This window comes from Crystallibacter permensis (assembly GCF_025960875.1).
In the GTDB taxonomy this organism is placed as follows: domain Bacteria; phylum Actinomycetota; class Actinomycetes; order Actinomycetales; family Micrococcaceae; genus Crystallibacter; species Crystallibacter permensis.
In genome coordinates this window covers 103,562-129,258 of sequence record NZ_JAODLR010000005.1, presented here as the reverse complement: position 1 = coordinate 129,258, position 25,697 = coordinate 103,562, and the positions used below count along the sequence as shown (strand labels likewise).

The following is a 25,697-nucleotide window of genomic DNA, read 5'->3' as shown; positions in this document are numbered from 1 at the left end:
TAGGGTTGACCTGTGAATGAGCAGGAAAAGCCGGACAGCGCGGGCCGCGGACAAATTGTGCTGGCGGGCACGCCCATCGGCAATATCGGGGATGCGTCCACTCGCCTGGTGGAGCTGCTGCAGACCGCCGACATCGTGGCCGCGGAAGATACGCGTCGGCTCCACAAACTCCTGAACGCGCTGGGCATCAGTGTCACCGGGAAAATCATCAGCTACCACGAGCACAATGAAGCCACCCGGACCGCCGAACTGCTGGAGCTCATCCGCGGCGGCAAGACCCTGATCATGGTGACCGACGCCGGCATGCCTGCCGTGTCGGACCCGGGCTTCCGCCTGGTCGAGGCCGCCGTCGAGGACGGCGTGGTGGTCACCGCCATTCCGGGGCCTTCCGCAGTGCTCACTGCGCTTGCCCTGTCGGGCCTGCCAACGGACCGCTTCACCTTTGAAGGCTTCCTGCCGCGCAAGGCAGGGGAGCGCAGCGCGCGGCTCTCCGACCTGGCGGACGAAAAGCGGACCATGGTGTTCTTCGAAGCGCCGCACCGCCTCGAGCCGATGCTCAGGGCGCTGCACACGTCGTTCGGTCCGGACCGGCGCGTAGCAGTCTGCCGCGAACTGACCAAGCTGCATGAGGAAGTGCTCCGCGGCCCGGTGCGCGAGTTGCTGGAGTGGGCGGAGACATCCGAAGTGCGCGGTGAAATCGCCGTCGTTGTTGCCGGAGCCCCGGATGCAGAGCCGGAGCAGGCCGAAGACCATGTTGCAGCGGTGAATGAGCTGATCGGCCAGGGTTCCCGCCTGAAGGACGCCGTCGCGGCAGTCGCAGCTGATGCGCGGATCAGCAAGCGCGAGCTCTACTCGGCCGTGCTGGCCGCGCGCTCCTGACGTGATCCGGCCGGCGCCATCGAACTTATCGCCCTTGTACACCTGCACAGGCGTAATAAAGCGACCTAGTGCAGTCCTGCATTTACAGCCGTGAGCGCCACCACCTACCGTAAAAGCAGTTGGGCAGCTCGCCCGTCGATTCAATGCTGAAAAATTGGAGGCACCGCTATGGGTGAAACCGCAACCCGCGAGGCAGAACTGCTCGCCAAGGTTCCCACAGGTCTGTTGATCAACGGCGAGTGGCGCGACGCCGCCGGCGGACAGACGCTCGACGTCGAAGACCCCGCCACCGGCAAGGTCCTGCTCACCATCGCCAATGCCCAGCCCGAGGACGGCGCCGCCGCACTGGATGCCGCCGCTGCCGCCCAGGCCGACTGGGCCAAGACCTCCCCGCGCGAACGTGGCGAGATCCTGCGCCGCGCCTTCGAGCTCGTCACCGAGCGCACCGAAGACTTCGCCCTCCTGATGACCATGGAAATGGGCAAGCCCCTGGCCGAGGCTCGCGGCGAGGTTACCTACGGCGCCGAGTTCCTCCGCTGGTTCTCCGAAGAGGCCGTGCGCGTCAACGGCCGCTACGCCACCGCCCCGGACGGCAAGAACCGCCTGCTCGTCCAGAAGAAGCCGGTGGGCCCCTGCCTGCTGATCACCCCGTGGAACTTCCCGCTGGCCATGGCCACGCGAAAGATTGCCCCCGCGATCGCGGCAGGCTGCACGGCCATCCTCAAGCCCGCCACCCTGACCCCGCTGACCAGCCTGCTCTTCGCCCAGGTCATGATCGAGGCAGGCGTGCCGGCAGGCGTGCTGAACGTCATCCAGACCTCCACCGCAGGCAAGGTCACCGGACCGCTGATCAAGGATGACCGGCTGCGCAAGCTCTCCTTCACCGGTTCCACCCCGGTGGGCCAGGCCCTGATCCGCGACTCGGCGGACAAGGTCCTGCGCACCTCCATGGAGCTCGGCGGCAACGCCCCGTTCGTGGTCTTCGACGACGCCGATCTGGACAAGGCCGTCGAAGGCGCGCTCGCCGCCAAGATGCGCAACATGGGCGAGGCCTGCACCGCAGCCAACCGCTTCATCGTGCAGGACACCATCTCCGAGGCCTTCGCCGAGAAGTTCGCCGCCCGGATCGCCGAGCTGACCCCGGCCCGCGGCACCGAGGCGCACTCCAACGTTGGCCCGCTGATCGACGGCAAGGCGCGCGACGGAGTGCACGAACTCGTCACGGACGCGATCTCCCACGGCGCAACCGCCGTGACCGGCGGCGCTTTCGTGGACGGCCCCGGCTACTTCTACCAGCCCACCGTGCTCACCAACGTCTCGCCGAAGTCGCGCATCCTCGCCGAGGAAATCTTCGGCCCGGTGGCTCCGATCGTCACGTTCCGCGACGAGGACGAAGCCGTGGCCCTGGCCAACGGCAGCGAGTACGGCCTGGTTGCCTACGTCTACACCAAGGACCTCAACCGCGGCCTGCGCGTGAGCGAGAAGATGGAGACCGGCATGCTCGGCCTGAACGCCGGCGTCATCTCCAACGCCGCCGCGCCGTTCGGTGGCGTCAAGCAGTCCGGCCTGGGCCGTGAAGGCGGCTCCGAGGGCATCGAGGAATACCTTTACACCCAGTACGTCGGCATCGCCGATCCGTACGCGGACCAGCTCTAACCTGCTCTACAGCGGGGCGGCAAGCCGGATGGCCTGCCGCCCCGCTGCTGTTAACGACCCATACCTTCAATACCAACAACGACGGCGGGGGCCAAGCGTCAACGGCGGCGGAAGAGCGACTGGGGCAGGAAGCGTCCCAGCAGGCGTTGCTGCCAGGAGCTTCTCGCCTTCAGCTGCCCGGCCACGGACGTAACGTCCTCCCAACGGCGGCTGTTCGCCGGCGGCTGGGCAGGGGTTTGCGGATTGGCGTAGGCGGCGTATTCGTACCCGGCGCGCAGCCGTTCCAGCGCAGCGGCGGGCTCGCCTTCGAGGGTGCCGCTTGCCGCCAGCCGCTGGTTGAAGGCCCGGGCCGATTCCTCCGGCGCGGACGGCGCTCCATAGTCCGCAGCGACGTCGAGCGTTTCCTCCCAGGCCAGCAGGGCCGACTGGCGTTCCGGCACGGCCGGCGCGAGCAGCTGGGTGCGGCGTTTCCGCGTTCGCGAGGTGCGCAGCAGCATGGGGGACAGGAGGGCCAGCAGCAGGGCGGCCGCGCCGGCTGCACTCCACAGCCGCGGCGCCAGGCTTTCCGCCGCGGTGCCGGTTCCGGCTTCCGGGTCGGCGCCGGCGGAGGGTAGCGGCAGGGTTGGCCCGGCACGGGGATTGAGGTTTTCTTCCTCCGCTCGATCCGGAACGGGCGCTGCTTCCGCCTGCGCATAATCCGGCACTGCACCGCGACCCGGCGTCGGCTCGAACGCCACCCAGCCGAGGTTTTCGAAGTACAGCTCTGGCCAGGCATGGGCGTCGCGGGAATCGATCTCGTATTCGGTCAGCTCCCGGCCGTCCATCTCGAAAACTTCACCGGTCTCATCACCGGGCGCGTAGCCGACAGCGATGCGGCTGGGGATGCCGGCGGTACGCGCCATGATCGCCATGGTCGAGGCATAGTGCGTGCAGTAGCCGGACTTTTCCTCCAGGAACGCGCCCACCACGTCAAAGCCGCTCTGGTCGTAGCCGCCGTCCACCGGGGCCTCTTCCGAGTAGACGAAATCCGGACCCCGCAGGTAGCTCTGGACCGCCATCGCTTGCTCATAGGGCTCGGTCAGGCCGTCGAGCACATTGGCGGTGGTTTCCTCGATGATGTCCGGCATGCTGTCGGGCAGTTCGGTGAAAATGTCATCCACCACCGGAGCGTCGATCGAATCGGCTGACTCCAGCCCTGCCCTGGTCAATACTGGTTCGACGCTGCGCACCGTGTACTCCTGGTCGGCGCTCGTGGTGTTGCCCGTGCCGCGGATAGCGAGCGTGCGGGGATCCCAGGTCCAGTTGCCGCTCAGCCCGTCCACTTCGGCAGGCGCATAGGGGGCCGGGAGCCAGGGACTGGTGAAGGAACCCGTGCTGATGATGGTGGTGGTCACCTCGCCGCGCTCCATGAGCTCGCGCGTGCTCCGCGTGCCGATCCGTTCGACCCCCGAGCGCTGGACGCCGTCGGAATCGGTGGGCCGCCAGCGCGCGCCGGCCAGGTTCTCCAGTGTCACGGACCGGATATAGAGCGGGTCAGCGGAATCGGTGGCATAGGTCATCCGGCCGAAGGCCCCGGGCCGGCGCAGGTTGTCGCCCAGGCTGACGACGGGATTGAGACCGGTGGGCGCGCCCAGCCAGTTCAACCTGGATCCCTGCGGAAATGCTCCGCTTGTGAAGCCCGGAATCGCCAGCGGCAGCAGCAGTGTCACGGCGACGGCCGCGGCGCCGATGGAGGCGGCCCGGGTGAACTGCCCGGCCCGGACGCTGCCCGCGGGGGCCTGGTCGTCCCCGGCCAGCCATTGTGCGCAGCCCAGGATCAGCAGGAAGCCGATGGCTGCGGCCAGGAAACCCACCGCTCCGAGGCTGTTTGGCTTGATGATCGCCGGCACCATCAGGACGGCGAGCAGGCCGCCCCCGGCGGTGGCAGGCATCTGCAGCGGGACTGCCACCGTATCCACGAGCAGCGCCACCAGCCCGATGCCGACACACGCCACCATGACGATGCCGGGTGTTGCGAGCACGGGTGCCACCTGCGAGATGACGGTCTCCTGCGCCTGGTCCACCATCGGTCCCAAGGCCCGGAACGTCCCCGGGCCAGGGACCACACCCAGGAAGCTGGTGGACGCGAAGAACATCAGCGTGACGGAGCCAATCAAACCCGCCAGCCCCAGCAGCGTGGCGGCGACCGCGGGCCAGTTCAGCGCCCGTCCCAGCGCCGTGCCGGCTTCGACACAGAGGACGGTGAAAAAGATGTTGCCCAGCCAAGCCCAGCCTTCGATGACGCCGTTCAGGTTGGCCGCGGTGAGCACCACCGCCGCGGCGATTGCGACGGACATGAGCCACGGCCCGGAGCCAGTCGGGAGGCGCCGTCGTGAGCCGTTGTCCGGCGCGAGGTACTCCGGCGCCCCGGAACGGGCACCGTGCCCCTGTCCGCGGTCCAGCGTGGCGGTCATCGTCGGCCTCCCGGGGAGACGGGGCCGGAGCGGGCGGATCCCGCGGCGGCAGGTCCGGCGGCAGCGGTGCCGGCCGCGCGGGACCGGGCGGTGGACGCGGTGACCGCGGCCTGGGCGTCGAAGTAGCTCCACGCCGCCGGCAGCGAAGCCTTGGCGTTGACCCCGACCGCGCGCCAGCCACCGTTGCGCAGGGCCTCGAGCGCCGGCGAGGAGTCGTGCGGATGGTCCATGACCAGGATGGCGAAGGCATGCGAGCCGAACTCGGCGGCCGGGGCCAGCAGGCGCGCTTCGGCGGCGGAAATGTTGCCCAGCAGGGCCAGCAGCGGGCCCTTGAGTTTGTGTGCGGCGAGCTTGTCCATCAGCCGGTCCCCGAACGTCTCCGCCCCCGGCTGCGGCCGGTCCGACCTGCGGTGCGGATCCTCGGCCAGCCCCAGCGCGGCCAGTCCCTCCGCCAGGTTCTGGTAGCCGGCAGGGCCCACGAAGCTTTCGTCTTCGGGCCACGGCGCCGAGGGGGAGCGCAGCAGGCCGGGTTCGGCGTGGACGTCGAGCAGCCGCACATTGTAGTTGCGCTGGATGAAGTCATGTGCGGCCGAGGCCACCGCGGTGACCGCCCATTCGAACGCGGGCGAACTGTGCAGCAGCTCCCCGCCGTCGTGCTCCGCGGACAGCGACGGCAGCAGGCCGCTGCCGAACGTGTGCACGCGCTGGTCCAGAATGATGGTGGCCTGCGGGGTGGTGACGGATTCCTCCTGCCGGACCATCAGCTCGCCCTGCCGCGCGGTGGCTGCCCAATGCACCCGCCGCATCGGGTCGCCGTGCCGGTATTCGCGCGTCATGACGTCGTCGTCGCTCGGATTTGCCTGCCGCCGGGTGCTGGCGGTGCCGTCTGTGCCGCGGGCGCCGGTTAACGACGTCGGCGGCAGCTCCACCGGGGCCGGCGTGACAATGAGCGCCGAAACCTCGCCCAGGTTGTGCCGGTGCCGGGCCAGCCCAAAGGGGTCCTCGAAGTCCGCGGTGACGGGGCCGATCCCGAACATCCCGCGCTTGCCGGAACGCAGCCGGTACTCGTAGATGCTCTCGCCGGTCCGCGTGGGGTAGCGCGCGGGGAAGCGGAACGTGGGGGAGCGGCCGAACCGGTGCGGCAGCTGCTCCTCCATATAGGCGATGCCGCCGAAGCTGCCGGTGCGCCTCACGGACAGCTGGACATGCGTAATCAGCCCGGTCTCCACAGAGGCGGGCCGGAATTTACGTTCGACGGCGAAGCGCGGCTTGAGCACCACCATCACCGCCGCGGCGAGCAGGGGCAGGGCGATGAGGAAAACCGCCAGGCTCAGCAGGTCGCGGCGGCCGAAGATCTGCGCCAGCAGCAGGGCGCCGACGCCGGCGGCGAGCAGTCCCCAGCCGCGCATCGTCACGTAGCGGGTGGGCAGCCAGCCGAACCGGTCCATGGCGCTTGACCTACACAGCGGGACGGCGGGATTCGCCGTTGACCGGAACCTTGGCCAGGATGGACGCCACGATACCGGGCGCATCCTCGCCGGCGGTTACGGCTTTGCGGTCCAGCATCAGCCGGTGGGAGAGCACCGCCTCGGAGACTGAGGCGATGTCGTCCGGGAGCACAAAGTCCCGGCCGTCCAGTGCCGCGGCGGCCTTGGCGGCCCGGAGCAGTTGCAGGAGCGCGCGCGGGCTGGCGCCGAGGCGCAGGTACGGGTGCTCGCGGGTGGCCCGGCCGATGTTGACGGTGTACTCCTTGACCGCGGGGGAGACGTAGACGTCCTGCACGGTGGCCACCATGGCGCGGACGTCCTCGACGCCCACCACCGGGCGGACATCGGCCAGCGGCGAGGTGGACTGATGGTTTTCCAGCATGTCCATCTCCGCTCGCGGGTCCGGGTAGCCCATGGAAATCCGCGCCATAAAGCGGTCGCGCTGGGCCTCCGGCAGCGGATAGGTGCCTTCCATCTCGATCGGGTTCTGTGTGGCCACCACCATGAACGGCGGTTCCAGCCGGTAGGAGCGCCCGTCCACAGTGACCTGGTGCTCCTCCATACACTCCAGCAGCGCGGACTGCGTCTTCGCCGACGCGCGGTTGATCTCGTCCCCGATGACAATGTTGGCGAAAACCGGGCCGGGCCGGAACTCGAAGCTGTGCTTGTCCTGGTTATAGATGGAGACGCCGGTGACGTCCGAGGGGAGCAGGTCGGGCGTGAACTGGATGCGGCGGACGCTGCAGTCGATGGTGCGCGCGAGCGTTTTGGCCAGCATGGTTTTGCCGACGCCGGGAACGTCCTCCACCAGCAGGTGGCCCTGGGCCAGCAGCACGGTCAGCGCCAGCCACGCGGCCTCCTCCTTGCCGTCGATCACGGTGTTGATCGCCGATAGGATGCGACCGCACGCCTCGTGGAAGTCCACCAGCGGCAAGCGGCCGACGTCGTCAATCCCCTGTCCGTTGGCGGCCCTACCTGCAGCAGCGGTCGCCCCGCCGGCACCTGCCTGCCGCGCGGGATCCGATACTGCCGCCTGCTGCTGGATGTCCATGGAAACCTTCCGCTAGCCTTCCCCCCAGGGCCGGATGTACCAACACTACTGGCAGAACTTTCCGGACGGTAGGGCCTGAAACGTTTCTTCGGGCGCCGGCGATAACCTAGAAGCATGCCGAACAACCTCGCAGTCCTGCCCGGAGAAACGCCCGCCCCCTATGTTGCCGAAGCACCGCAGCCGGCGGATGGGCGCGCCCGCAGCGCCGAAGAGGAAAACAGCGGACGACGGCGGCAGCTGCGGTATCCGCCGGCGCCCGAACCCCTGCCGGTGCCGGTAATGGACAACCACACGCACCTGGATTTCCGCGACGGCGACGTGCAGGTCAGCGTCAAGGAAGCACTCGACGCAGCCGAGGCCCTGGGCGTCCACGGTGCCGTCCAGGTCGGCTGCGACCTGGAGTCCTCCCGGTTCACCATCGAAGCGGTGGAAGCAGACGCAAGGCTGCTGGGCGCCGTCGCACTCCATCCCAACGACGCACCGGCACTGGGGGAGGCGGGCACGCTCGAGGATGCGCTCGCCGAGATCGAAGCGCTCGCCGCCCATCCGCGCGTGCGGGCCATCGGCGAGACCGGCCTGGACTACTTCCGTACCGAGGGGCCGGGCCTGAAAACACAGGAGTATTCCTTCCGCCGGCACATCGACATGGCGAAGCGGCTGGGGCTGGCGCTGCAGATCCATGACCGCGACGCACACGAGGATGTGGTCCGGGTGCTGCGCGAGGAAGGGGCGCCCGAGAAAGTGGTCTTCCACTGCTTCTCCGGCGATGCTGCACTGGCCCGGATCTGCAACGAGAACGGCTGGAACATGTCCTTCGCCGGCACCGTAACCTTCAAGAACGCAGGCGACCTGCGCGAGGCCCTGGCTCTCGCCGATCCCGCCCTGGTTCTGGTGGAAACCGACGCCCCGTTCCTCACCCCGCACCCCTACCGCGGCAGGCCCAACGCGAGCTACATGATTCCCTACACAGTGCGTGCCATGGCCGAGGTTTTGGACAAGAATCTGGCGCAGCTATGCACAGAGGTGTCACAAAACACAGAAGAAATTTATGGGACTTTGTGAGCTAAGTTACTGAAGAGTATTTTTCCTAGTCAGCCCCGGTTTTCCGACGTTTCACCAAGGCTGACTTGGGACGTTCCGGCGTGACCAAAACGAGATTTTGGCCGTACTCGAGTTGGAGATGCATCACGGTTCGGTTACGGTGGGGAGCTAATGGCCGGGGTCGGGGAAGGCAACCGGACATGAAATCACTCGCTTGAGGCAAGTTGGACGTTCCGTTCGTACGCCCAAACCCTCTCGTCTAGTGCTGCCTGCACAAAGCATCGTGCCGTGCGATTCGGCGCGCGACTGCTCGTGTCCAAGTCCTCGTGCCCGGGAAACGTTAAAAAAGTTGGGTACCGTGGCAAACGCACTGAAAAACCGCTGGGTAAAGATTGCCGGGCAAATGATCGTGATGACTGCACTCGTGCTGGGGCTCGTGGCCTTCGTTGGCAACAACAAGTCGGTAACGCTGACCGTTGACGGCCAGGCCAGCAGCGTTTCGACCTTCGGCAGCACCGTTCAGGACGTCCTGAACGACGCCGATGTCCAGGTGGGCGAGCTGGACGAAATCACCCCGTCCGCCACCGCTGAGATCACCGACGGCAGCAGCATCCAGGTCATCACCGCCAAGCCGGTCAAGCTGACCCTGGACGGCACCAGCAAGACAGTGCACTCCACCTCCGCCACCGTTGAGGACCTCCTCCACGAGCTCGGCGTCGAAGAGGATTCCGAACTTTCCGCCCCGCTGGATGCCGAACTGGCCAGCGTGAGCACGGTGACCATCACCACCCCGAAGACCGTTTCCATCACGGTGGACGGCGAAACCAAGAAGAAGATTACGACGGCGGCCACCATCGGTGATCTGCTGAAGGAACAGAAGATCAAGCTGGGCAAGGACGACGAGCTCTCCGACCCGAAGTCCACCGAGATCAAGGACAAGCTGAAGCTCAAGATCACCCGCATCGACCGGGACCAGAAGATCGAGGTCATCGAGCCGATCGAGTTCGAGACCGAGACCAAGAAGGACTCCTCGATGTACGAGGGCGAGCAGGAGATCACCCGCTCCGGTGTCACCGGTGAGCGCACCAAGACCTACGCCCTGGTGCTGGTGGACGGCGAAGAAACTGAGCGCGAGCTGGTCAGCAACGAGATCACCCGCAAGCCGGTCACCCAGCAGGTCAGCGTCGGCACCAAGGAGCGCCCGGCCCCCAAGCCCAAGGCTCCTTCCGGCAGCGACAACACCAACGTCGGCGGCACCTGGCAGGCCCTCGCCCAGTGCGAGTCCGGCGGCAACTGGGCCATCAACACCGGCAACGGTTACTACGGCGGCCTGCAGTTCAGCCAGAGCTCCTGGATCGGCGCCGGCGGCGGCAAGTACGCCCCGCTGCCGCACATGGCGAGCCCGTCCGAGCAGATTGCCACCGCAGAGGTCCTGCGCGGCAGCGGCGGCTGGGGCCACTGGCCGGCCTGCTCAGCCAAGCTGGGCCTGCTCTAACCGCAGCAGCATCACCCCATCGGCAGGACCCGGGCACGATCCGGGTCCTGCCGGCGTTTAAGGCCCGGCAGAGATCAGCGGCTACGATGGCACAGTGACAGAAGCGAATTCTTCCTCAGGGCTGGCCGACGACGGCTCGGCGTCGCCAACCCGCGAGGGCGCGGCAATGCCTGCGAACGACGGCGGCCGCCCGGCTACCGCGGGCACGGCACCTTTGCTGGGGGCAGCGGACATCAGGCGGCTCGCGGACGAGCTGGATGTCCGCCCCACCAAGACCCTTGGACAGAACTTCGTCATCGACGGCAACACCATCCGCCGCATCGTCGCCGCGGCACACATTGATCCGCAGGAGACCGTGCTGGAGGTCGGCCCCGGTTTGGGCTCGCTGACCCTCGGACTGCTGGACGCCGCCAAACATGTGGTGGCCGTCGAGATTGATCCCAAACTTGCCGCCAAGCTGCCGGAGACCGCCGCCCGGCTCCGTCCGGATGCGGGCTCCCGGCTCGACGTCGTACTGGCGGATGCCATGAGGGTGACCGAGCTGCCGCAGCAGCCCACTGCGCTGGTGGCCAACCTCCCGTACAACGTGGCCGTGCCCGTGGTGCTGCACCTGCTGGAGCATTTCCCCTCGCTCGAGCACGGCTTGGTGATGGTGCAGGACGAGGTGGCGGACCGGCTCGCGGCGAAACCGGGCTCGAAGATTTACGGCGTGCCCAGCGTCAAGGCTGCCTGGTACTCGCAGATGCGCAAGGCCGGCGTGATCGGCATGAACGTGTTCTGGCCCGCGCCGAAGATCGCCTCCGGACTGGTGGAGTTCACCCGGCACGAACCGCCCCAGACCAGGGCAACTCGCAAGGAAGTCTTCGCCGTGATCGACGCGGCCTTCGCCCAGCGCCGCAAGACCCTGCGCGCCGCCCTCGCCGGCTGGGCGGGAAGCCCGGCCGCTGCCGAGGATGCCCTGCGCGCGGCGAACGTGGACCCGAGCGCGCGCGGCGAAGTGCTGGACGTACACGCCTTCGCACGGATTGCCGAATTCAAACAGCCCTTGATGGCCTGAGCTAAGACCCGGTGGAGGAGGCAATGAGCATGTCCAGAAAGCGTTCGGTCCGGGTGATGGCCCCGGGCAAGATCAACGTGTCCTTCCGGATGGGCCCGCAGCGCCTGGACGGCTACCATTCCGTGGCCAGTGTCTACCTGGCCGTCTCGCTCTACGAGGAAGTCACGGCCACGGTGCGCGACGACGACCGGATCACCGTGAGCGTGCGCAACGGCTCCACGCTGCCGCTGGAACTCGACGACATCCCGCTGGACGAGTCCAACCTGGCCGTCCAGGCCGCACAGCTGATGCGCTCCATGGCCGAGCGTCCCACCGGCGTGCATCTGGACATCACCAAACGAGTGCCCATCGCCGGCGGCATGGGCGGGGGATCGGCCGACGCCGCGGCAGCGCTGGTTGCGTGCAGCGCGCTCTGGGATACCGGCTTTTCCCGCGAAGAGCTCGTCCGCATTGCCTCGGACCTCGGTGCCGACGTGCCCTTCGCCATCCTCGGCGGGGTCGCCGTGGGGCTTGGCATCGGCGACCAGCTGACGCCGGCGCTGGCCCGCAAGGACATGAACTGGGTGCTGGTTCCCGCCAGCTTCGGGCTCTCCACCCCCAAGGTCTACGCCATGGCGGACCAGCTGCGCGAAGAGGCCGGATTCGATGCCACGGAGCCGGAGGGCGTGGACCCGGCCGTGCTGAAGGCCATGCATGCCGGGGACGTGGACTCGCTGGCGAACGCGGTGGGCAATGACCTGCAGGCCGCCGCGATGGCGCTCGCGCCGGAGCTGGCCGATATCCTTGAACTGGGCGTCGCCGAGGGCGCGCTGGCCGGACTGGTCTCCGGTTCGGGGCCGACACTGGGCTTCCTCGTGGCGGACCGGCTCGAAGCCGAGGACCTTGCCCAGCGGCTCTCCGACGTCGCGGGCGTGGCGGCGCTGCCCGTCCACGGCCCGGTCCACGGCGCGCGCATCATGGCCTGACCCGGCCTGCGATAACTTCACCTACACAGCAACAGAAAGTATCTTCACCTTGGCCCACCTGCTTGGCGCGGAAAACATCAGCGTCTCCTTTGCCACCCGCACCGTCCTGGACTCGGTTTCCATCGGCTTGAACCAGGGCGACCGGATCGGCATGGTCGGCCGCAACGGCGACGGCAAGTCCACGCTGATGCGAATGCTCGCGCAGCGCACGACGCCGGACGAAGGCCGCGTGACCAAGCGCGGCGACGTTAATATCGGCTACCTCGACCAGCAGGACGTGCTCAACGGCGACCTGCCCGTGGGCGAGGCCATCGTCGGCGACCAGGCGGACCACGAGTGGGCCTCGAACCCGCGCATCCGCGAAATTATGGGTGGTCTCGTGGGGGACGTGGACTGGCACGCGAAGGTTTCCCTGCTCTCCGGCGGGCAGCGTCGGCGCGTGGCTCTGGCCAAGCTGCTGATCGAAGACCACGACGTCATCATGCTGGACGAGCCCACCAACCACCTGGACGTGGAGGGTGTGGCATGGCTGGCCCGGCACCTGAAGGAGCGCTGGCGTCCCACCGAAGGCGCGTTCCTGGTGGTCACCCACGACCGCTGGTTCCTGGATGAAGTGTGCACCCGGACGTGGGAGATCCATGACGGCATCGTCGACCCGTTCGACGGCGGGTACGCGGCGTACGTCCTGGCCCGCGCCGAACGGGACCGCATGAACGCCGTCGTCGAAAGCAAACGCCAGCAACTGGTCAAGAAGGAACTCGCCTGGCTCCGCCGCGGCGCGCCCGCCCGTACCGCCAAGCCCAAGTTCCGCATCGAGGCGGCCAACGAGCTGATCTCCGATGTCCCGGAACCGCGCGATACCGTGGCGCTGAACAAGGTGGCCACGGCCCGGCTGGGCAAGGACGTGCTGGATCTGGAAAACGTCTCCTACACACCCCCGCCCCGCGAAGGCATCGAGGCAAAGAACGACGGCGGCCGGCCGCTTTTCGACAACATCACCCTTCGGCTGGCGCCGGGCGAGCGGCTGGGCCTCGTGGGGGTCAACGGCGCGGGCAAGACCACGCTGCTGCGGCTGCTCAAAGGCGAGATCGAACCGGATTCGGGCAAGGTCAAGCGCGGCAAGACTGTGAAAACCGCCATCCTCACGCAGGAAGTGCGCGAGCTGGACGACGTCTCGGACCTGCGGGTCATCGAAGTCATCCAGCGTGAACGTCAGGTCTTCAACGTGGGCGGCAAGGAAGTCTCCGCCGGTCAGCTCGTGGAGCAGTTGGGCTTCAACAAGGAGAAGCAGTGGACCCCCGTGCGGGATCTTTCCGGTGGTGAGCGCCGCCGGCTGCAGCTGCTGCGCCTGCTGGTGGGGGAGCCGAACGTGCTGATGCTCGATGAGCCCACCAATGACCTGGACACGGACACGCTTGCCGCGGTGGAAGACGTGCTGGACGGCTGGCCGGGGACCCTGGTGGTTGTCTCGCACGACCGCTACCTGCTCGAACGCGTCACCGACCACCAGATGGCCCTGCTGGGCGACGGCCGGATCCGCGGCTTGCCCGGCGGCGTGGACCAGTATCTTGAGCTGCGCGAAGCGGCACTGGCTGCCGGCGACGGAAAGGTGGGGCCGTCGTCGTCCGCTGGCTCCGCACCGACAGCGGGTTCCACTGGCGAAAACGGTGCGGCCCAGCACCGTTCCGGCGGTCCGGCACCGTCCTCGACGCACAGCGAGGCGGAAAAACGGCAGGCCAAGAAGGACCTCAACCGGATTGAGCGCCAGCTGACCAAACTGACCCAGCAGGCGGACAAGGTCAAGGAACAGATGACGGCCGCGGGCTCGAAGGCCGACGCGGACTTTGAGCAGCTGGCCGAGCTGAACAAGAAGCTGCAGGAGATCAGCGCGGAGCAGGAAGAGCTAGAGATGGAATGGCTCGAGGCGTCCGAAGTCCTCGAGTAGGGTCCGCCGGAAGTCAGCAGCGCGAGCTTAGCCTGGCCGGCTGCCCTCAGCTCTTGGGCGCGCCGCGGTTCTCCCAGAGCCCGGCCGCACGGATCGACGCCTGGATCTTCGTGGCCGCCGAGTGCAGGGCATCGCGCTCGTCATCGGTCAGCGGGTCGAAAACGTTCTCGCGGACAAAGCTCACATGTCCCGGCGCCGCGCGCACAATGGCCTTGTGCCCGGCGGCCGTCATCGAAATGTTGAATCCGCGTGCGTCGGACTCGCACTCCGTCCGCGCCACCAGCCCCTTGGCCTCCATCCGCTTGAGCAGGTGGGAGAGCCGGCTGCGCTCCCAGTCCAGTGCCTGGGCGATGTCCCGCGCCCGCATGACGCCGTCCTCGGCTTCGGAGAGCGCGGCGAGTACGGAGTACTCCACGCCCGAGAGTTCCGAGTCGCGGATCAGTTGGCGGTCCATGGCGGATTCGAAACCCCAGATCAGTTCGCGCAGCGCGCGCCAAACTTCCTGCTCGCCCTTATCGAGCCACCGCGTGTCCGAGCTCACTAAACTTCCCCCTCCAACTATGGTTGACATTTCAAGTGTCCCCTGTGCATGATTGACATGTCAACAAATCAATGACGTGTCAACAACCTGAAGGGGTTATCCACATGACCAAGATTGCAATCGTCACCGGCAGTACCCGTCCGGGCCGCAACAACAAGGGCGTAGCTGACTGGGTTCTGTCCCAGACCGCGGGCCGCACTGACGCCGAATTCGAGCTTGTCGACATTGCAGACTTCAACCTCCCGTTGCTGGACGAGGCTTACCCGGCCGCGTACCAGAACTACCAGAATGACCACACCAAGACCTGGTCCGCCAAGATCAACGAATTCGATGGCTTCATCTTCGTTACCGGCGAGTACAACCATACTCTGACCCCGGCCCTGGCCAATGCACTGTCCTACCTGAACGTTGAGTTCAACAACAAGGCAGCCGGCATTGTGTCCTACGGTTCCATGGGTGGCGCCCGCGCCGCCGAGCACCTGCGCAACGTGCTCTCCGAGCTGCAGATTGCCCACGTCCGTCACCAGGTCATGTTCTCCCTGTTCACCGACTTCGAGAACTTCTCCGAGTTCAAGCCGACCGAGCAGAACGCCGGCACCCTGGCCCCGATGCTCGACCAGCTCGTGCCGTGGACCCGCGCCATGGAGTCCGTCCGCGCCGAAGCAGCTGTCGCCGCCAACTAAGGCCGACGGCCCTCCGCGCGCCGGCACACAGCCAGCATCGCGGATCTCCAAGCTGCAAGTGCTCCGTTCCCCCACTTGCCCATGAGGGGGACGGAGCGCTTGTTCTTTTAAGTCCGCCCCTTGTATTAATCCACCACGCGGGTGCTGCCCATGTCCTCGCGCCGGCCGATTGGATACGATCGTTGCGTCAGACCGGGTAACGTCATGGTCGGGGAGGGCCGTGCCGATTGCCGGCAGGGCTGAGGAAGAATTCGACGGGGAGGAGCCACGCATGCGGCAAGGACCAGGATGGGGCGGTCCCGGACCCGCACCGGCGGCCGGAGCAACCGAGGCGGATGACGCCATCAGGCCGGCGGCTCACACGGCAGGGAAGGTGCCCCTGTGAGCGAGCGGCAGGAAGCACGACGGCGGCTGGTGCTGGCCGTGGGTGTGGTCCTGATCGTCTTCGGTATTGCGGCGTTGGCCTGGGCCTTCGTGCTGCTCGGGCGCTGAGCCACCATGGAGCTACCCCGTGGAATCGGCCAGCCGGCTACCCGTGCATTGAACGGCGAGGGCATTGAGAGTCTTGAGCAGGCGGCCGCCTATACGGAGGCCCAATTGCTGGCCCTGCACGGCGTGGGGCCCAAAGCCATTAGAGTGCTCCGCGAGGCGTTCGCGGAGCACAATCTGGACTTTGCCTAGTCCAGCGGCTCGGGATCGCCCACGCCCAGCAGGTAGGACGCGATGGCCTCGTGGAAAACGTCCACCCGCCGGCTGCCCGGAACCAGGGAGGAATTCCCATCGAGCAGGCTGCGGAACGCGAGGCCCTCGATCAGCGCCGTGAAGCCGCTGGCAAGTTTGGCCGGTTCCGTTGATCCCAGCGCTTCGAAAAGCTCCAGCGCCCGCGACTGCGAGAACAGCGCGTCCGAAATCCTGCCCCGGAACTCTTCTCGCTCGGAGAGCTCCAGGGCCAGGGCCACGCGCGCCTTGATGTGGTGCGGGCGGGTGCTCAGCTGGATGTCGAGGTACTGGGCAATCCGGGTGGCCACGTGCTCAATGTCCATGCCCTCTTCGACGGTCCGCGGCGCCTCCAGATGCGCGTTCTCGAAGTCCGCCACCGAACGCTCGCGCAGGTACTCCAAAGCGCCTGCCATCAGTTCGTCCTTGGTCCGGAAGTAGTAGCTGGTGGAGCCCGTCGGCAGGTTCAGGTGCGCATCCACGGCCCGGTGTGTCAGGGCCCGTAGGCCCTCGTGGGCGATGATTTCCGTGGTTGCTTCTGTCATCAGGGTCCGGCGCTGCGCCTTGTCGTCGTGCGCGGAGGTTGCCGGGCTGTGATGGACCTGCGGTAATGCTGCTTCCACGGGGGAGGCTCCTGATCGTTCGATGTGCTCTACAAATGTAGAGTACCTTGTCTGAAGGGAAAGGAATGACGTAGTGAGAGGCAAGTCGCAGACCAAGCAGGTAATTTTGGCGCACTTTGAGCGCCGTGCGGCAGCGGCCGGCTTCGATCTCGACGAGTACCAGCTCCAAGCCATCCGGCAACTGGCGGACGTTGCCGCCAGGACGGTTAATGCTTCCTGCACCACGCACGCTCCCAACGTAGTCTCCGCACTGTCATCCGGCAACCAGAAGCGGCGGTATCTCAACCTTTGGGGCCCAGTTGGCCGAGGCAAGAGCTGTCATTCCAGCGAATCCTGGTTCACGTCCTCATGGCGTCTGATCCCGGGATCCGGGATCCTCACTGCGCCGGCGCGAGAGCGCAACACCGAACAGGCACACCGCCCCGCCGACCACCGCGATCAGCGTCGGCACTTCGCCCAGGAACAGGAGCCCGAGCACAATGGCGGCAGGCGGCACCAGGTACGAGGAAACGATGAGCTGCCCGGCGGGCATCTTGGTCAGCGCGTACCCCCAGGTGCTGAACGCGACGGCCGTCGGCACCACGCCGAGGTAGACGACGCCAAGAATGGAGGCGGCCGAAGCATCCTGCAGGTCAACGATGAGCTCGCCGGTGAACGGCAGTGCGGTCACGGCGCCAATGGCGCAGGCCAGCCAGGTCACCTGCGCCGCTGGCACTCTGCGCAGGGCTGGTTTCTGGAGCAGCACGCCTACCGAATAGGTCAACGCCGCCACCAGGGCCCAGATGACGCCGGTTCCGCTGCCCGCTGCGCTGTCTGCACTCGTGCCGAAGCCGATCAGCAGTACGCCGATGAAAGCCACACCGGCGCCGATAGCGAGCCATTTCGGGATGCCTTCGCGCAGGAAAACGCCCGCACCCAGGGCGATCAGGATCGGTGCGAAGTTCACGATCATGGCCGTGGTTCCGCCGTCGAGCGTCTGCTCCGCAGTATTGAGGGCAACGTTGTAGACGCCGAACCACATAACGCCGCAGCCGATGATCAGCAGCCATTCCCGCGGGCTCGGTTTCACCCAAGGCCGGCCGATCAGGCCAATGGCCAGGACAGCCGCGCCGACGAGCAGCCGCAGCAGAGTGAGGGCGCCGGGCGTGAAGTCGCTTCCCACACCGCGGATCACAATGAACGCGCTTCCCCAGGCGACCACGGTCACCGCTACGGCAACCAGGACGAGCGGGGTCAGCGTTTTCGCCAGCGGTTCAACCGGCAAGGAAGGCGTAGGGGAACTCACGCCGTCAGGCTATCCGAGTCCTCGGGGCGGCACACCGGCCGGCAGCGAGGATGGCAGTTCCTTGCCGATAGTTGTCAGCTTCGTGCCGGGATTTCTTCCACCACGCTGGTGCCTCGTTCCGGGCGCGATTCCCACTGCCAGGTTTCGTGCAGCCGGATGTGCCCGTCGTCGAGCACCTCCAGCTTGCTGGCGCACACTCCGTTGGCGGTCTGCAGATTGATGTTCAGGTGCGAGTAGCGGAAGTCCAGCCGGTCGCCGTCGCGCGTGCCCACCAGATATCCGCGGACGACGGCGCCGCCCGAGTACTCTGCCCAGATCATTCGGCCGTCCTGGCGGTAGTGGAAGCGCGTGGTGCGCCCTACTTCGCCCGATGCAGTGTTGGCCACGGCGGCGAAGACTTTCCCGTCAATGACCGCCTTCACGGCCGCGGGATCGGGAGCCTCGGCCTCGTTGTCCTCCGTGGTGCCTTCCTCGGCGGCGATGGCTTCTTCGGGCGCGGCCTCGGCGGTGGCTCTGGTGTCCGCGACGACTTCGGCCTCCGCACTGGCTCCGGCGTCCGCTGCAGCGATGGCCGGCTGGTCCTCGGCCGGAGGGAATCCTGCGTCCGTTTCCACCTGGCCGTCGGGCAAATCGGAAAAACTGGTCGCTGAGACTGATTGAGACATGGATACAGAGTAGAGGTCATCACGAAAAGGTCACAATGACGGGGCGTGTTGAATCCACCTCGTGATGGAAAGTTTCACCGTTGGAAACGTTCAGAGAGAACTGTGCTTGATCACCCTCACTCCCACGGCCAGACCAACGACGGCGGTTATCACCGCCGCGACGACGCCCCACAAAGTGTCCCAGCCGAGGCCGCCGGCGAACAGCTCCCGCTCGGCGTTGACCATGTAGGTCAGCGGATTGAACAGGCTGAGCACCTGCATCCAGCGCGGGCCCGCTTCGATGGGCAGCATGATGCCGGAAAGGATCATCAGCGGGAACAGCAGTGTCTGCTGGACGCCCCAGAACACCCACTCCTTCCCCTGGGTGACCAGCGCCAGTGCGTAGGAGAGCGCGCCGAGGCCGATGCCGAAGACCCCGATCACCACCAGTCCGAAAAGCACGTGCAGCGGATAGAAGACGAAACCGAATGGGATGGAGGCCAGCGCAATCACCAGACCCTGTAGAACCAGCGGTGCCCATTCCTTCAGCGCCCGTCCGATCAGGAGCGAGGAACGGGACAACGGCGTGGCCAGGATCCGCTCGTAGGAGCCCGTCATCAGCTCGTACTGCAGGTTCGAGCCGGTCATGGAGGTCCCGAAGAGCGCGATCATGACGACGACGCCGGGCAAAAACCACTGCAGCGAGGACTCGCCCCCGAAGGCCTCCACACCTACGGCCGCCCCGAGCAACGGTCCGAAGAGGGCCAAAAACACCAGCGGCTGCACCAGCGAAAAGATCAGCGAGAACGGATCCCGGATGACCAGCAGCATTTCGCGCCAGAACACGTATTTGGTGTCCTGCAGGATCCGCCCGATCCCGGGTTTCCTCACGGCGGTGCCGGCGGCCGTGGCTTGCTGGAGCTGCATCAGACTTTGCCTCCTTCGCGCAGGCTGCGGCCGGTCAGTTCGAGGAAAACATCGTCCAGCGTGGGTGGTTTCAGCTCCAGCCGCAGGGCCGGTGCACCGGCGTCGTTCATGTCCCTGAGCAGTCCCGGTGCCAGCCGCGCGCCGTCGGGGAGCCGAAGACGGAAGCGGATGACGCCGTCGTACGCTGTTTCTTCCAGCTCGCCTGCGGCCGCCGCCCGGCCGAGCAGCCCCCGCACCTCCGGCGCCGCGGCAGCCGACACCTCCACTGCCAGCAGGTCCCCGGCCAGGTCCGCCTTGAGCCTGGCGGCCGTGTTGTCCGCAATAATCTCGCCGTGGTCGATCACGATGACCCGCTCGGACATCGTGTCCGCTTCCTCCAGGTAATGCGTGGTCAACACGATGGTGGTCCCGTGCTCGTGGCGCATGCGCATAATGTGCTCCCACAAATTCGCCCGGTTCTGCGGATCCATGCCGGTGGAGGGCTCGTCGAGGAACAGCAGGGTGGGGGAGTGCATCAGCCCCAGCGCCACATCCATGCGCCGCCGCTGGCCGCCGGAGAGTTTGATGATGGTGCGCTTTTTCAGGTCCTGCAGTTCCAGCGACTTGAGCAGCTGATCCGCCCGTTCGCGCGCGTCGGTGGTGTTCATTCCATAGAAGCGGCCTTGCATGATGAGCTCGTCGATGACGCGGTAGCTATGCCCGCCGCCGTTGCCCTGGCCGATGTAGCCAATGCGCGAGCGCACACCCGCGGGATCCGCGACGACATCAACCCCTGCCACCCGCGCGGCTCCCGACGTCGGCGCCAGCAGCGTGGTGAGCATGCGCAGAGTGGTCGACTTACCCGCGCCGTTAGGCCCGAGGAACGCGACCAGCTCGCCGCGTGCGACGTCGATGTCCACGCCCTTGACGGCCTGGATCTTCTCCTTCTTGACGGTAAAGGTCTTGGTGAGCTTGCTCGTGTGGATCATAATGACCCCTGATCGGTGGCATTCGCGAATGTGAAAACGCTACGCCTGCGGCACGGGCGAGTCCATGGGATCGCGGAGCTATGTGGACATCTTCTGTCCCTGCCTCTGGCTCTGACCGTGTATGCAGGGCGATTAGAGTTGTACACCGTGATGCCTTTTCCGCACACATCCATCCCTCTCCACGCCCGCATCACCACCTATAAGGAACAGCCATGCCCGCCCCGGCCCCTGCCACGAAGCCAGCCCTGACTCCCGACGAGCGGCAGTCCGTGCTGCGCACGCTGAAGTCCCCGCGGCTGCTCAAGACCGAGGTGCTCGCCGGCCTGGTGGTCGCGCTGGCGTTGATTCCCGAGGCCATCGCGTTCTCCGTGATCGTGGGCGTGGATCCGCGCATGGGCCTGTTCGCGTCCTTCATCATGGCGGTGACCATCTCGTTCGTCGGCGGCCGGCCGGCGATGATCTCGGCGGCGACGGGCGCGGTGGCCCTGGTCATCGCCCCGGTGATGGCCAGCCACGGAGTGGAATACCTGATCGCCACGGTTATCCTCGGCGGCATCTTCCAGGTCCTGCTCGGCGTGCTGGGCGTGGCCAGACTGATGCGCTTTATCCCGCGTTCGGTCATGATCGGCTTTGTGAACGCGCTCGCGATCCTCGTGTTCGGCTCCCAGGTGCCGGAGCTGCTGGGCGTGCCGTGGCTCGTCTACCCGATCACCGCCGTCGGCCTTCTGATCGTGTTCGGCCTTCCCAGGCTAACGACGGCGGTGCCCGCGCCTTTGGTCGCGATCGTCGCCTTAACGCTGGTGACCGTGCTGGCCGCCATCCAGGTGCCCACGGTGGGGGACAAGGGGCAGTTGCCGGACAGCCTGCCGGGCCTGTTCATCCCGGACGTCCCGCTCACGCTGGAAACCTTCCGGACCATCGCCCCGTATGCGCTGGCGATGGCCTTCGTCGGGCTGCTCGAATCCCTGCTGACCGCCAAGCTGGTGGACGACATCACCGACACCCGCTCCAGCAAGACGCGCGAGTCCTGGGGCCAGGGCGTGGCGAACATCGTCACCGGCTTCTTCGGCGGGATGGGCGGCTGCGCGGTGGTTGGCCAGACCATGATGAATGTAAAGGCGTCAGGCGCCCGCACCAGAATCTCCACCTTCCTGGCCGGCGTGCTGCTGTTGCTGCTGGTGGTCGTGCTCGGCGATGTGGTGGCGCTGATCCCGATGGCCGCGCTCGTTGCGGTGATGATCTACGTGTCCATCGCGACCTTCGACTGGCACTCCATCAAGCCGTCAACCCTCAGGCACATGCCCAAGTCGGAGACCGGGGTAATGGTGAGCACCGTCGTCGTGACCGTGTGGACGCACAATCTGGCCATCGGCGTCGGAGCCGGCGTGCTGGTCGCCATGGTCCTTTTCGCCCGCCGGGTGGCGCACTTCGTGACCGTGGAGCGCACCGTGCTGGAGGTCAACGGGGAGGAGACGGCGACCTATCGTGTGGACGGCGAGCTGTTCTTCGCTTCGTCCAACGACCTTTACACGCAGTTCAACTACGCCACCGACCCGCAGCACATCGTCATCGACATGCACGCCTCGCACCTGTGGGACGCCTCCACCATCGCCGCGCTGGATTCCATTGCAGAGAAATACCGCAGCCTTGGGAAGAGCCTTGAGATTATCGGGCTGAATGAAGCGTCCGTGCTGATGCGCGAGCGCCTGGCGGGCAAACTCAACGGCTGACCTGCTGGCCTTGTGAAGTGTCCGGGGACCTCACGAAGCCGTCGGAGACGGTGACCTGACCGTTGCATTTCGGAACGGTCCGTTTATCCAATAGTTATTGGCCCTTGGCGTCGGGCAGGAGTACTCTTTTCTTATCGGAAAGTTGCCTACGTACAACGTTCCGTCGGTACTTTTTTGGGGTTTCACTGATGTGCGCAAGCGATTAATGGGCGTACATTCCAAACGTGGCCGGGTCCGATGACTACCCGTCCCGATAAGAGGAATCCGCTTGCTTCAGCGGAATCAGTTCCTCGCACCGTCCGGTGCCGCATCCTCGGTGCGGCACCGGGCCTAGTTAATCGAGAAACTTCCAGAGAATGCGCAGGAACGGCTGAAGCGCATTAGTCTCCGGCGTCGAAGTATGGGCTTTTATTACGGAAATTGATAGCTTTATCCGGCAGGGCAGAACTTGTTTTAGTAACCCGTAAACTTCATATCCGGGCGCAGGAAAAGGACCCCTGAATTGAGTGTTGTTCACTGCTATTAGGCCGCCCTGCGTCTGGCACCAGCCGCGCAGCCAGAGCAGGATTTGTCCGCTGCTAAGCAGCCGGGCGTTATTACCGCGTTACAGGTTTTTCCAAACCACTGGTTACTTCTGCCTGCCGTCAGTATGCTGATTCTCAATGCAGGAACGCCGACGTTGGGGAATGTGTGGCAGGTGTGAGGCGTGAACCAGTTAAAAGATCTGTGCGCGGCCGTGTCTTGGGGGCGGCTGCAGTGCATCCGGGTGCCAGGATTGAGCGGGCGTCGGACCAGACCGGCCATCTTCCGGAGCCAGCAGGGCACGCCGTAGGAACGGTGTCGCCCATTAGCCTGATGCGCGGCGCCGGCAACCCGGTTTCACCTGTCGGACTCCCGGCGCCGGCCAATGTTTTTGTGGGCCGGGAGCGGGAGATCGAGGACGTCCGTTCCGCGCTGCAGGACAACCTGCAGGTGGGCGCGATGCTCGTGGGGGAGCCCGGCGTGGGCAAGACCGCGCTGGCGCTGGAAGCGCTCAAGACGTTCGACGGCAACCACCATATTGTCCCGGTACGCGGCAGCGGCATCTCCGCCAACGTGCCCTACGCAGCCTTGGGCTATCTTCTCAGTGAACTGCCCGAACATGTGCTGGACCACCCGGTGCTGGCCATGCAGGGCTTGTCCCGGCTCCTGACCGAACAGGCCGATGGGCGGACGATGGTCCTGCTGGTCGAGAACGCCCATGATCTGGACCCGATGTCGGTCATGGCCGTGACCCAACTGGCGGTCTCCGGCCAAGCGAAGGTGCTGATCCTCGCGCGCGAACTGACCGGTGCGGCCGAGGAGTTCATCCGGCTCTGGGCCGACGGCCGCGTCCGGCGGATCGATCTTGCGCCCTTCACGCTGGAGGAGAGCGGCGGGTACCTCTCGGCATTGCTCGGCGGGCGGGTAGCCCGCACCGCCGTCGCAAACCTGCACAGCCACACCTCCGGCAGCCCGGGATTCCTGCGCATGCTCGCGTCGGAGCAGCGCCACGCCGGCACTCTCGTTGAGCAGGACGGCAGCTGGGACCTGGTGGCGCCGCTGGTCCGCTCCGGCGAGATTGCGGAGGTTATCCGCGCCCGGCTGAACCGCTACGGCCCCGAGCAGCGGCGCATCATCGAGCTGCTGGCCTTCGCGGTGGAACTTCCGCTCGCGGCGCTGCAGCGGCTGGCCGCACCGGAGGACCTGGACGTCTTGGAAGAGCACGGCGTGATGCGCGTGCTTGCCACTTCGCCGCCTATCGTCCGCCTGCAAAACCAGCTCAGCGCCGAGACCGTGCGCGAATCCGTGCCGCCGGCACGCAGCCGGGAACTGCGGGAGGCCGTGGCTGCCACCATAGATTTCAACGCGATTCCGGGCGGCACCCTGATGGGCTTTGCCTCGTGGAGCATCGACTGCGGTGTCGAACTCCCGCCCGATGCGGCGCTGCGGGCGGCCCAGCTGGCCAACCGGCTCTACGACCATGCCGGTGCCCTCCGTTTTGTCCGGAGCGTGCGGGACCACCGGAAGCGGCCCGAAATGGTGCTTCAGGAAGCCAGTGCTCTGCGCAGCCTGGGCGAACTCAACGCGGCGGCCGAGGCATTGGAGTCGGTTCTCGAGGCGGCACGCGGAAACCTGCGGCTTTGGACGCTGCTGTGCGTCGAGCGGCACCGCGTGCTCCGCCGCCTTCCGGGCCGCGCCGCCGAAGCCCGCACCGTGATCGAGCAGCTGAAAACCGCCATCGGCAGCAGCGGAGAGGACACCGCAGGCGGAACCACCAACAACGACGGCGGCCCGCCGTTGCGCTGGGAAGCCGTGCTGATCGACGCCGAGTACGCCACCTTCGAGGGCCGGCACGCCCAGCTGCCCCGCGAGCTCGAAGACATTTACGGCGACGAAACCCTGCCGCTGGGCATGCGCCTCTACGCCGGCTGCCTGCTGGCCGAAGGCTGGTCCCTCACCGGGCGGTGCGAGGACGCGATTGCCGTCGTTGCCTGGCTGCACGCCGGTACCGCGAACTCTGACCTCTCGCCGACCCTGCGGGACACCGTGCTGGTACGGGTTTTCGAAATCTACTTCAACTGCGGACTCTGGCAGCGCGCCGCGGACCTGCTGTCGCCCCGGCGCGGCACCGGTTTCGCCAGCCTGGCCCGTGGCTCCAGCGCGGGCACCGGCACCGGCGGCGATCTGGCTGCGGGACTGCTGCACGCGTCCTGCGGCCGGCCCGACGAGGCGCTGGACCATCTGTTGCCGGCCTTGGGCAAACTCAGGCGGCGCGATCCGGCCGGCGCGAAGCCTGCAGCGCTGGCCGCCGCCGCCTACTGCAGCGCCTTGCAGGGCGACACCGCACGCGCCCGGCACTACCTCGATAAGCTGGGTGCAATCGGTGAACAACCGCCCTGGAACATCGGCGTGGTTGCCGCCTATTTCCGCCTCACCGCACAGGCCCTGCTCGGCGGCCGGGAGGCTGCACTCGCCGAGCTGAAACAGCTTGCTCACCACGCCGCAGGCCGGGGCTTGGTCGCCCACAACGCGCTCTTCCTGACCGCGGCCGCGAGGCTGGGGGACCGCGAAGCCGCCGTCGTCATCCTGGATCGGGTTCCGGAGACGGCGGGACAGCTGGCGAGGACCGGCAGGCTTTTCGCCGCGGGAATGGTCAACAACGACGGCGCCGCTTGGCTTCACGCGGCGGAACTCGCCAGCGGGGATGGCAACGAATTGTTCGCTTACGAGGCCGCCTCCGCCGCCCAGTCCGCGGCATCGGACCCGCTGACCGCCCGCCAGGCGCGGGAACTGGCCAACTCCAGCTACCGCAGGCTGCGCCGGCACCACGATCTTCACCGCAGCTTCGAAACGCTGAGCAGATTCGAACAGGAACTGACCGTGGCCGCCGCACGGGGCCGCAGCAGCGTGGAGCTCGGCGAGCAAATGAACCTCTCGCCGCGCACGGTGGACTGGCACTTGGGCAAGATCTACAGCAAGCTGCATGTCTCCAGCCGTACCGAGCTTGCCGAACTTCTCGCCTGACCAT

The 25,697-nt window shown here is 66.6% G+C and carries 20 protein-coding genes; 11 read left to right on the top strand and 9 right to left on the bottom strand.

The window, feature by feature from the left end; all coding sequences use genetic code 11:
• Window positions 1-12: 12 nt before the first annotated feature.
• Window positions 13-879: a 16S rRNA (cytidine(1402)-2'-O)-methyltransferase gene (gene rsmI, locus B0G38_RS08020; protein ID WP_264668949.1), complete on the top strand. Its 867-nt coding sequence runs from the start codon at window positions 13-15 to the stop codon at window positions 877-879.
• A 168-nt stretch (window positions 880-1,047) separates the two neighbouring features.
• Window positions 1,048-2,535, top strand: a complete 1,488-nt coding sequence (locus B0G38_RS08015) for an NAD-dependent succinate-semialdehyde dehydrogenase (RefSeq protein ID WP_169991034.1) — start codon at window positions 1,048-1,050, stop codon at window positions 2,533-2,535.
• A 98-nt stretch (window positions 2,536-2,633) separates the two neighbouring features.
• Here the strand turns inward: B0G38_RS08015 and B0G38_RS08010 are convergent, their stop codons facing one another.
• Genes B0G38_RS08010 through B0G38_RS08000 form a run of 3 tightly spaced genes read right to left on the bottom strand, consistent with a single transcriptional unit; the run spans window position 2,634 to window position 7,526 of the window.
• Complete coding sequence (locus B0G38_RS08010; protein ID WP_264668948.1) at window positions 2,634-4,988, bottom strand: transglutaminase TgpA family protein; 2,355 nt, start codon at window positions 4,986-4,988, stop codon at window positions 2,634-2,636.
• The gene (locus tag B0G38_RS08005; RefSeq protein ID WP_264668947.1) at window positions 4,985-6,436 is read right to left on the bottom strand and encodes a DUF58 domain-containing protein; all 1,452 of its coding nucleotides are present in this window, start codon (window positions 6,434-6,436) and stop codon (window positions 4,985-4,987) included. The genes B0G38_RS08010 and B0G38_RS08005 overlap by 4 nt, the downstream gene beginning before the upstream one ends.
• Window positions 6,437-6,446: 10 nt before the next feature.
• Window positions 6,447-7,526: an AAA family ATPase gene (locus B0G38_RS08000; RefSeq protein ID WP_264668946.1), complete on the bottom strand. Its 1,080-nt coding sequence runs from the start codon at window positions 7,524-7,526 to the stop codon at window positions 6,447-6,449.
• A 114-nt stretch (window positions 7,527-7,640) separates the two neighbouring features.
• Between B0G38_RS08000 and B0G38_RS07995 the strand changes: the two genes are divergently transcribed.
• The 5 genes from B0G38_RS07995 (at window position 7,641) to B0G38_RS07970 (ending at window position 14,029) form a co-directional block, all read left to right on the top strand.
• Window positions 7,641-8,588 carry a TatD family hydrolase gene (locus tag B0G38_RS07995; RefSeq protein WP_264668945.1) on the top strand — a complete coding sequence of 316 codons (948 nt, stop codon included), beginning with the start codon at window positions 7,641-7,643 and terminating at the stop codon, window positions 8,586-8,588.
• A 337-nt stretch (window positions 8,589-8,925) separates the two neighbouring features.
• A complete protein-coding gene (locus B0G38_RS07990) occupies window positions 8,926-10,062 on the top strand; it encodes a ubiquitin-like domain-containing protein (protein ID WP_319801230.1) in 1,137 nt (378 codons plus the stop codon).
• Window positions 10,063-10,228: 166 nt separating this feature from the next.
• Entirely contained in the window at window positions 10,229-11,119 is an 891-nt protein-coding gene (gene rsmA, locus B0G38_RS07980) for a 16S rRNA (adenine(1518)-N(6)/adenine(1519)-N(6))-dimethyltransferase RsmA (protein WP_264669080.1), read from the top strand.
• A 29-nt stretch (window positions 11,120-11,148) separates the two neighbouring features.
• Entirely contained in the window at window positions 11,149-12,084 is a 936-nt protein-coding gene (locus B0G38_RS07975) for a 4-(cytidine 5'-diphospho)-2-C-methyl-D-erythritol kinase (RefSeq protein WP_264669079.1), read from the top strand.
• 49 nt (window positions 12,085-12,133) lie between these two features.
• Window positions 12,134-14,029 carry an ABC-F family ATP-binding cassette domain-containing protein gene (locus tag B0G38_RS07970; protein WP_264668944.1) on the top strand — a complete coding sequence of 632 codons (1,896 nt, stop codon included), beginning with the start codon at window positions 12,134-12,136 and terminating at the stop codon, window positions 14,027-14,029.
• 46 nt (window positions 14,030-14,075) lie between these two features.
• On the opposite strand, the gene B0G38_RS07965 is transcribed toward B0G38_RS07970, so the two are convergent.
• A complete protein-coding gene (locus tag B0G38_RS07965; protein WP_264668943.1) occupies window positions 14,076-14,570 on the bottom strand; it encodes a MarR family winged helix-turn-helix transcriptional regulator in 495 nt (164 codons plus the stop codon).
• A 104-nt stretch (window positions 14,571-14,674) separates the two neighbouring features.
• Between B0G38_RS07965 and B0G38_RS07960 the strand changes: the two genes are divergently transcribed.
• Both B0G38_RS07960 and B0G38_RS07955 read left to right on the top strand, forming a co-directional pair.
• Window positions 14,675-15,253, top strand: coding sequence for an NADPH-dependent FMN reductase (locus tag B0G38_RS07960; RefSeq protein WP_264668942.1), 579 nt, complete (start codon window positions 14,675-14,677; stop codon window positions 15,251-15,253).
• Window positions 15,254-15,751: 498 nt separating this feature from the next.
• On the top strand, window positions 15,752-15,934 hold the full coding sequence (locus B0G38_RS07955; RefSeq protein WP_264668941.1) for a helix-hairpin-helix domain-containing protein: 183 nt from the start codon (window positions 15,752-15,754) through the stop codon (window positions 15,932-15,934).
• On the opposite strand, the gene B0G38_RS07950 is transcribed toward B0G38_RS07955, so the two are convergent.
• The 5 genes from B0G38_RS07950 to B0G38_RS07930 form a co-directional block, all read right to left on the bottom strand.
• Window positions 15,931-16,593 (bottom strand): TetR/AcrR family transcriptional regulator, encoded by a 663-nt coding sequence (locus tag B0G38_RS07950; protein WP_264668940.1) that lies wholly within the window; start codon window positions 16,591-16,593, stop codon window positions 15,931-15,933. The two genes, B0G38_RS07955 and B0G38_RS07950, sit on opposite strands and share 4 nt — an antisense overlap.
• Before the next feature lie 346 nt (window positions 16,594-16,939).
• Window positions 16,940-17,878: a DMT family transporter gene (locus B0G38_RS07945; RefSeq protein WP_264668939.1), complete on the bottom strand. Its 939-nt coding sequence runs from the start codon at window positions 17,876-17,878 to the stop codon at window positions 16,940-16,942.
• A 74-nt stretch (window positions 17,879-17,952) separates the two neighbouring features.
• The gene (locus B0G38_RS07940) at window positions 17,953-18,543 is read right to left on the bottom strand and encodes a hypothetical protein (protein ID WP_264668938.1); all 591 of its coding nucleotides are present in this window, start codon (window positions 18,541-18,543) and stop codon (window positions 17,953-17,955) included.
• A gap of 90 nt (window positions 18,544-18,633) precedes the next feature.
• Window positions 18,634-19,449 carry an ABC transporter permease gene (locus B0G38_RS07935; RefSeq protein WP_264668937.1) on the bottom strand — a complete coding sequence of 272 codons (816 nt, stop codon included), beginning with the start codon at window positions 19,447-19,449 and terminating at the stop codon, window positions 18,634-18,636.
• Complete coding sequence (locus tag B0G38_RS07930) at window positions 19,449-20,417, bottom strand: ATP-binding cassette domain-containing protein (protein WP_264668936.1); 969 nt, start codon at window positions 20,415-20,417, stop codon at window positions 19,449-19,451. Before B0G38_RS07930 ends, B0G38_RS07935 begins: the two co-directional genes overlap by 1 nt.
• A 212-nt stretch (window positions 20,418-20,629) precedes the next feature.
• On the opposite strand from B0G38_RS07930, the gene B0G38_RS07925 reads away from it, so the two are divergent.
• Window positions 20,630-22,147: a SulP family inorganic anion transporter gene (locus B0G38_RS07925; RefSeq protein WP_264668935.1), complete on the top strand. Its 1,518-nt coding sequence runs from the start codon at window positions 20,630-20,632 to the stop codon at window positions 22,145-22,147.
• Window positions 22,148-22,984: 837 nt separating this feature from the next.
• Window positions 22,985-25,693 carry a helix-turn-helix transcriptional regulator gene (locus tag B0G38_RS07920; protein WP_264668934.1) on the top strand — a complete coding sequence of 903 codons (2,709 nt, stop codon included), beginning with the start codon at window positions 22,985-22,987 and terminating at the stop codon, window positions 25,691-25,693.
• Window positions 25,694-25,697 lie beyond the last annotated feature (4 nt).

Coding starts and splice junctions, on each gene's coding strand:
- B0G38_RS08015 (WP_169991034.1), top strand. CDS start 1,048: ATGGGTGAAACCGCAACCCGCGAGGCAGAACTGCTCGCCAAGGTTCCC.
- B0G38_RS08010 (WP_264668948.1), bottom strand. CDS start 4,988: ATGACCGCCACGCTGGACCGCGGACAGGGGCACGGTGCCCGTTCCGGG.
- B0G38_RS08005 (WP_264668947.1), bottom strand. CDS start 6,436: ATGGACCGGTTCGGCTGGCTGCCCACCCGCTACGTGACGATGCGCGGC.
- B0G38_RS08000 (WP_264668946.1), bottom strand. CDS start 7,526: ATGGACATCCAGCAGCAGGCGGCAGTATCGGATCCCGCGCGGCAGGCA.
- B0G38_RS07995 (WP_264668945.1), top strand. CDS start 7,641: ATGCCGAACAACCTCGCAGTCCTGCCCGGAGAAACGCCCGCCCCCTAT.
- rsmA (WP_264669080.1), top strand. CDS start 10,229: ATGCCTGCGAACGACGGCGGCCGCCCGGCTACCGCGGGCACGGCACCT.
- B0G38_RS07975 (WP_264669079.1), top strand. CDS start 11,149: ATGTCCAGAAAGCGTTCGGTCCGGGTGATGGCCCCGGGCAAGATCAAC.
- B0G38_RS07960 (WP_264668942.1), top strand. CDS start 14,675: ATGACCAAGATTGCAATCGTCACCGGCAGTACCCGTCCGGGCCGCAAC.
- B0G38_RS07955 (WP_264668941.1), top strand. CDS start 15,752: ATGGAGCTACCCCGTGGAATCGGCCAGCCGGCTACCCGTGCATTGAAC.
- B0G38_RS07940 (WP_264668938.1), bottom strand. CDS start 18,543: ATGTCTCAATCAGTCTCAGCGACCAGTTTTTCCGATTTGCCCGACGGC.
- B0G38_RS07935 (WP_264668937.1), bottom strand. CDS start 19,449: ATGCAGCTCCAGCAAGCCACGGCCGCCGGCACCGCCGTGAGGAAACCC.
- B0G38_RS07930 (WP_264668936.1), bottom strand. CDS start 20,417: ATGATCCACACGAGCAAGCTCACCAAGACCTTTACCGTCAAGAAGGAG.
- B0G38_RS07925 (WP_264668935.1), top strand. CDS start 20,630: ATGCCCGCCCCGGCCCCTGCCACGAAGCCAGCCCTGACTCCCGACGAG.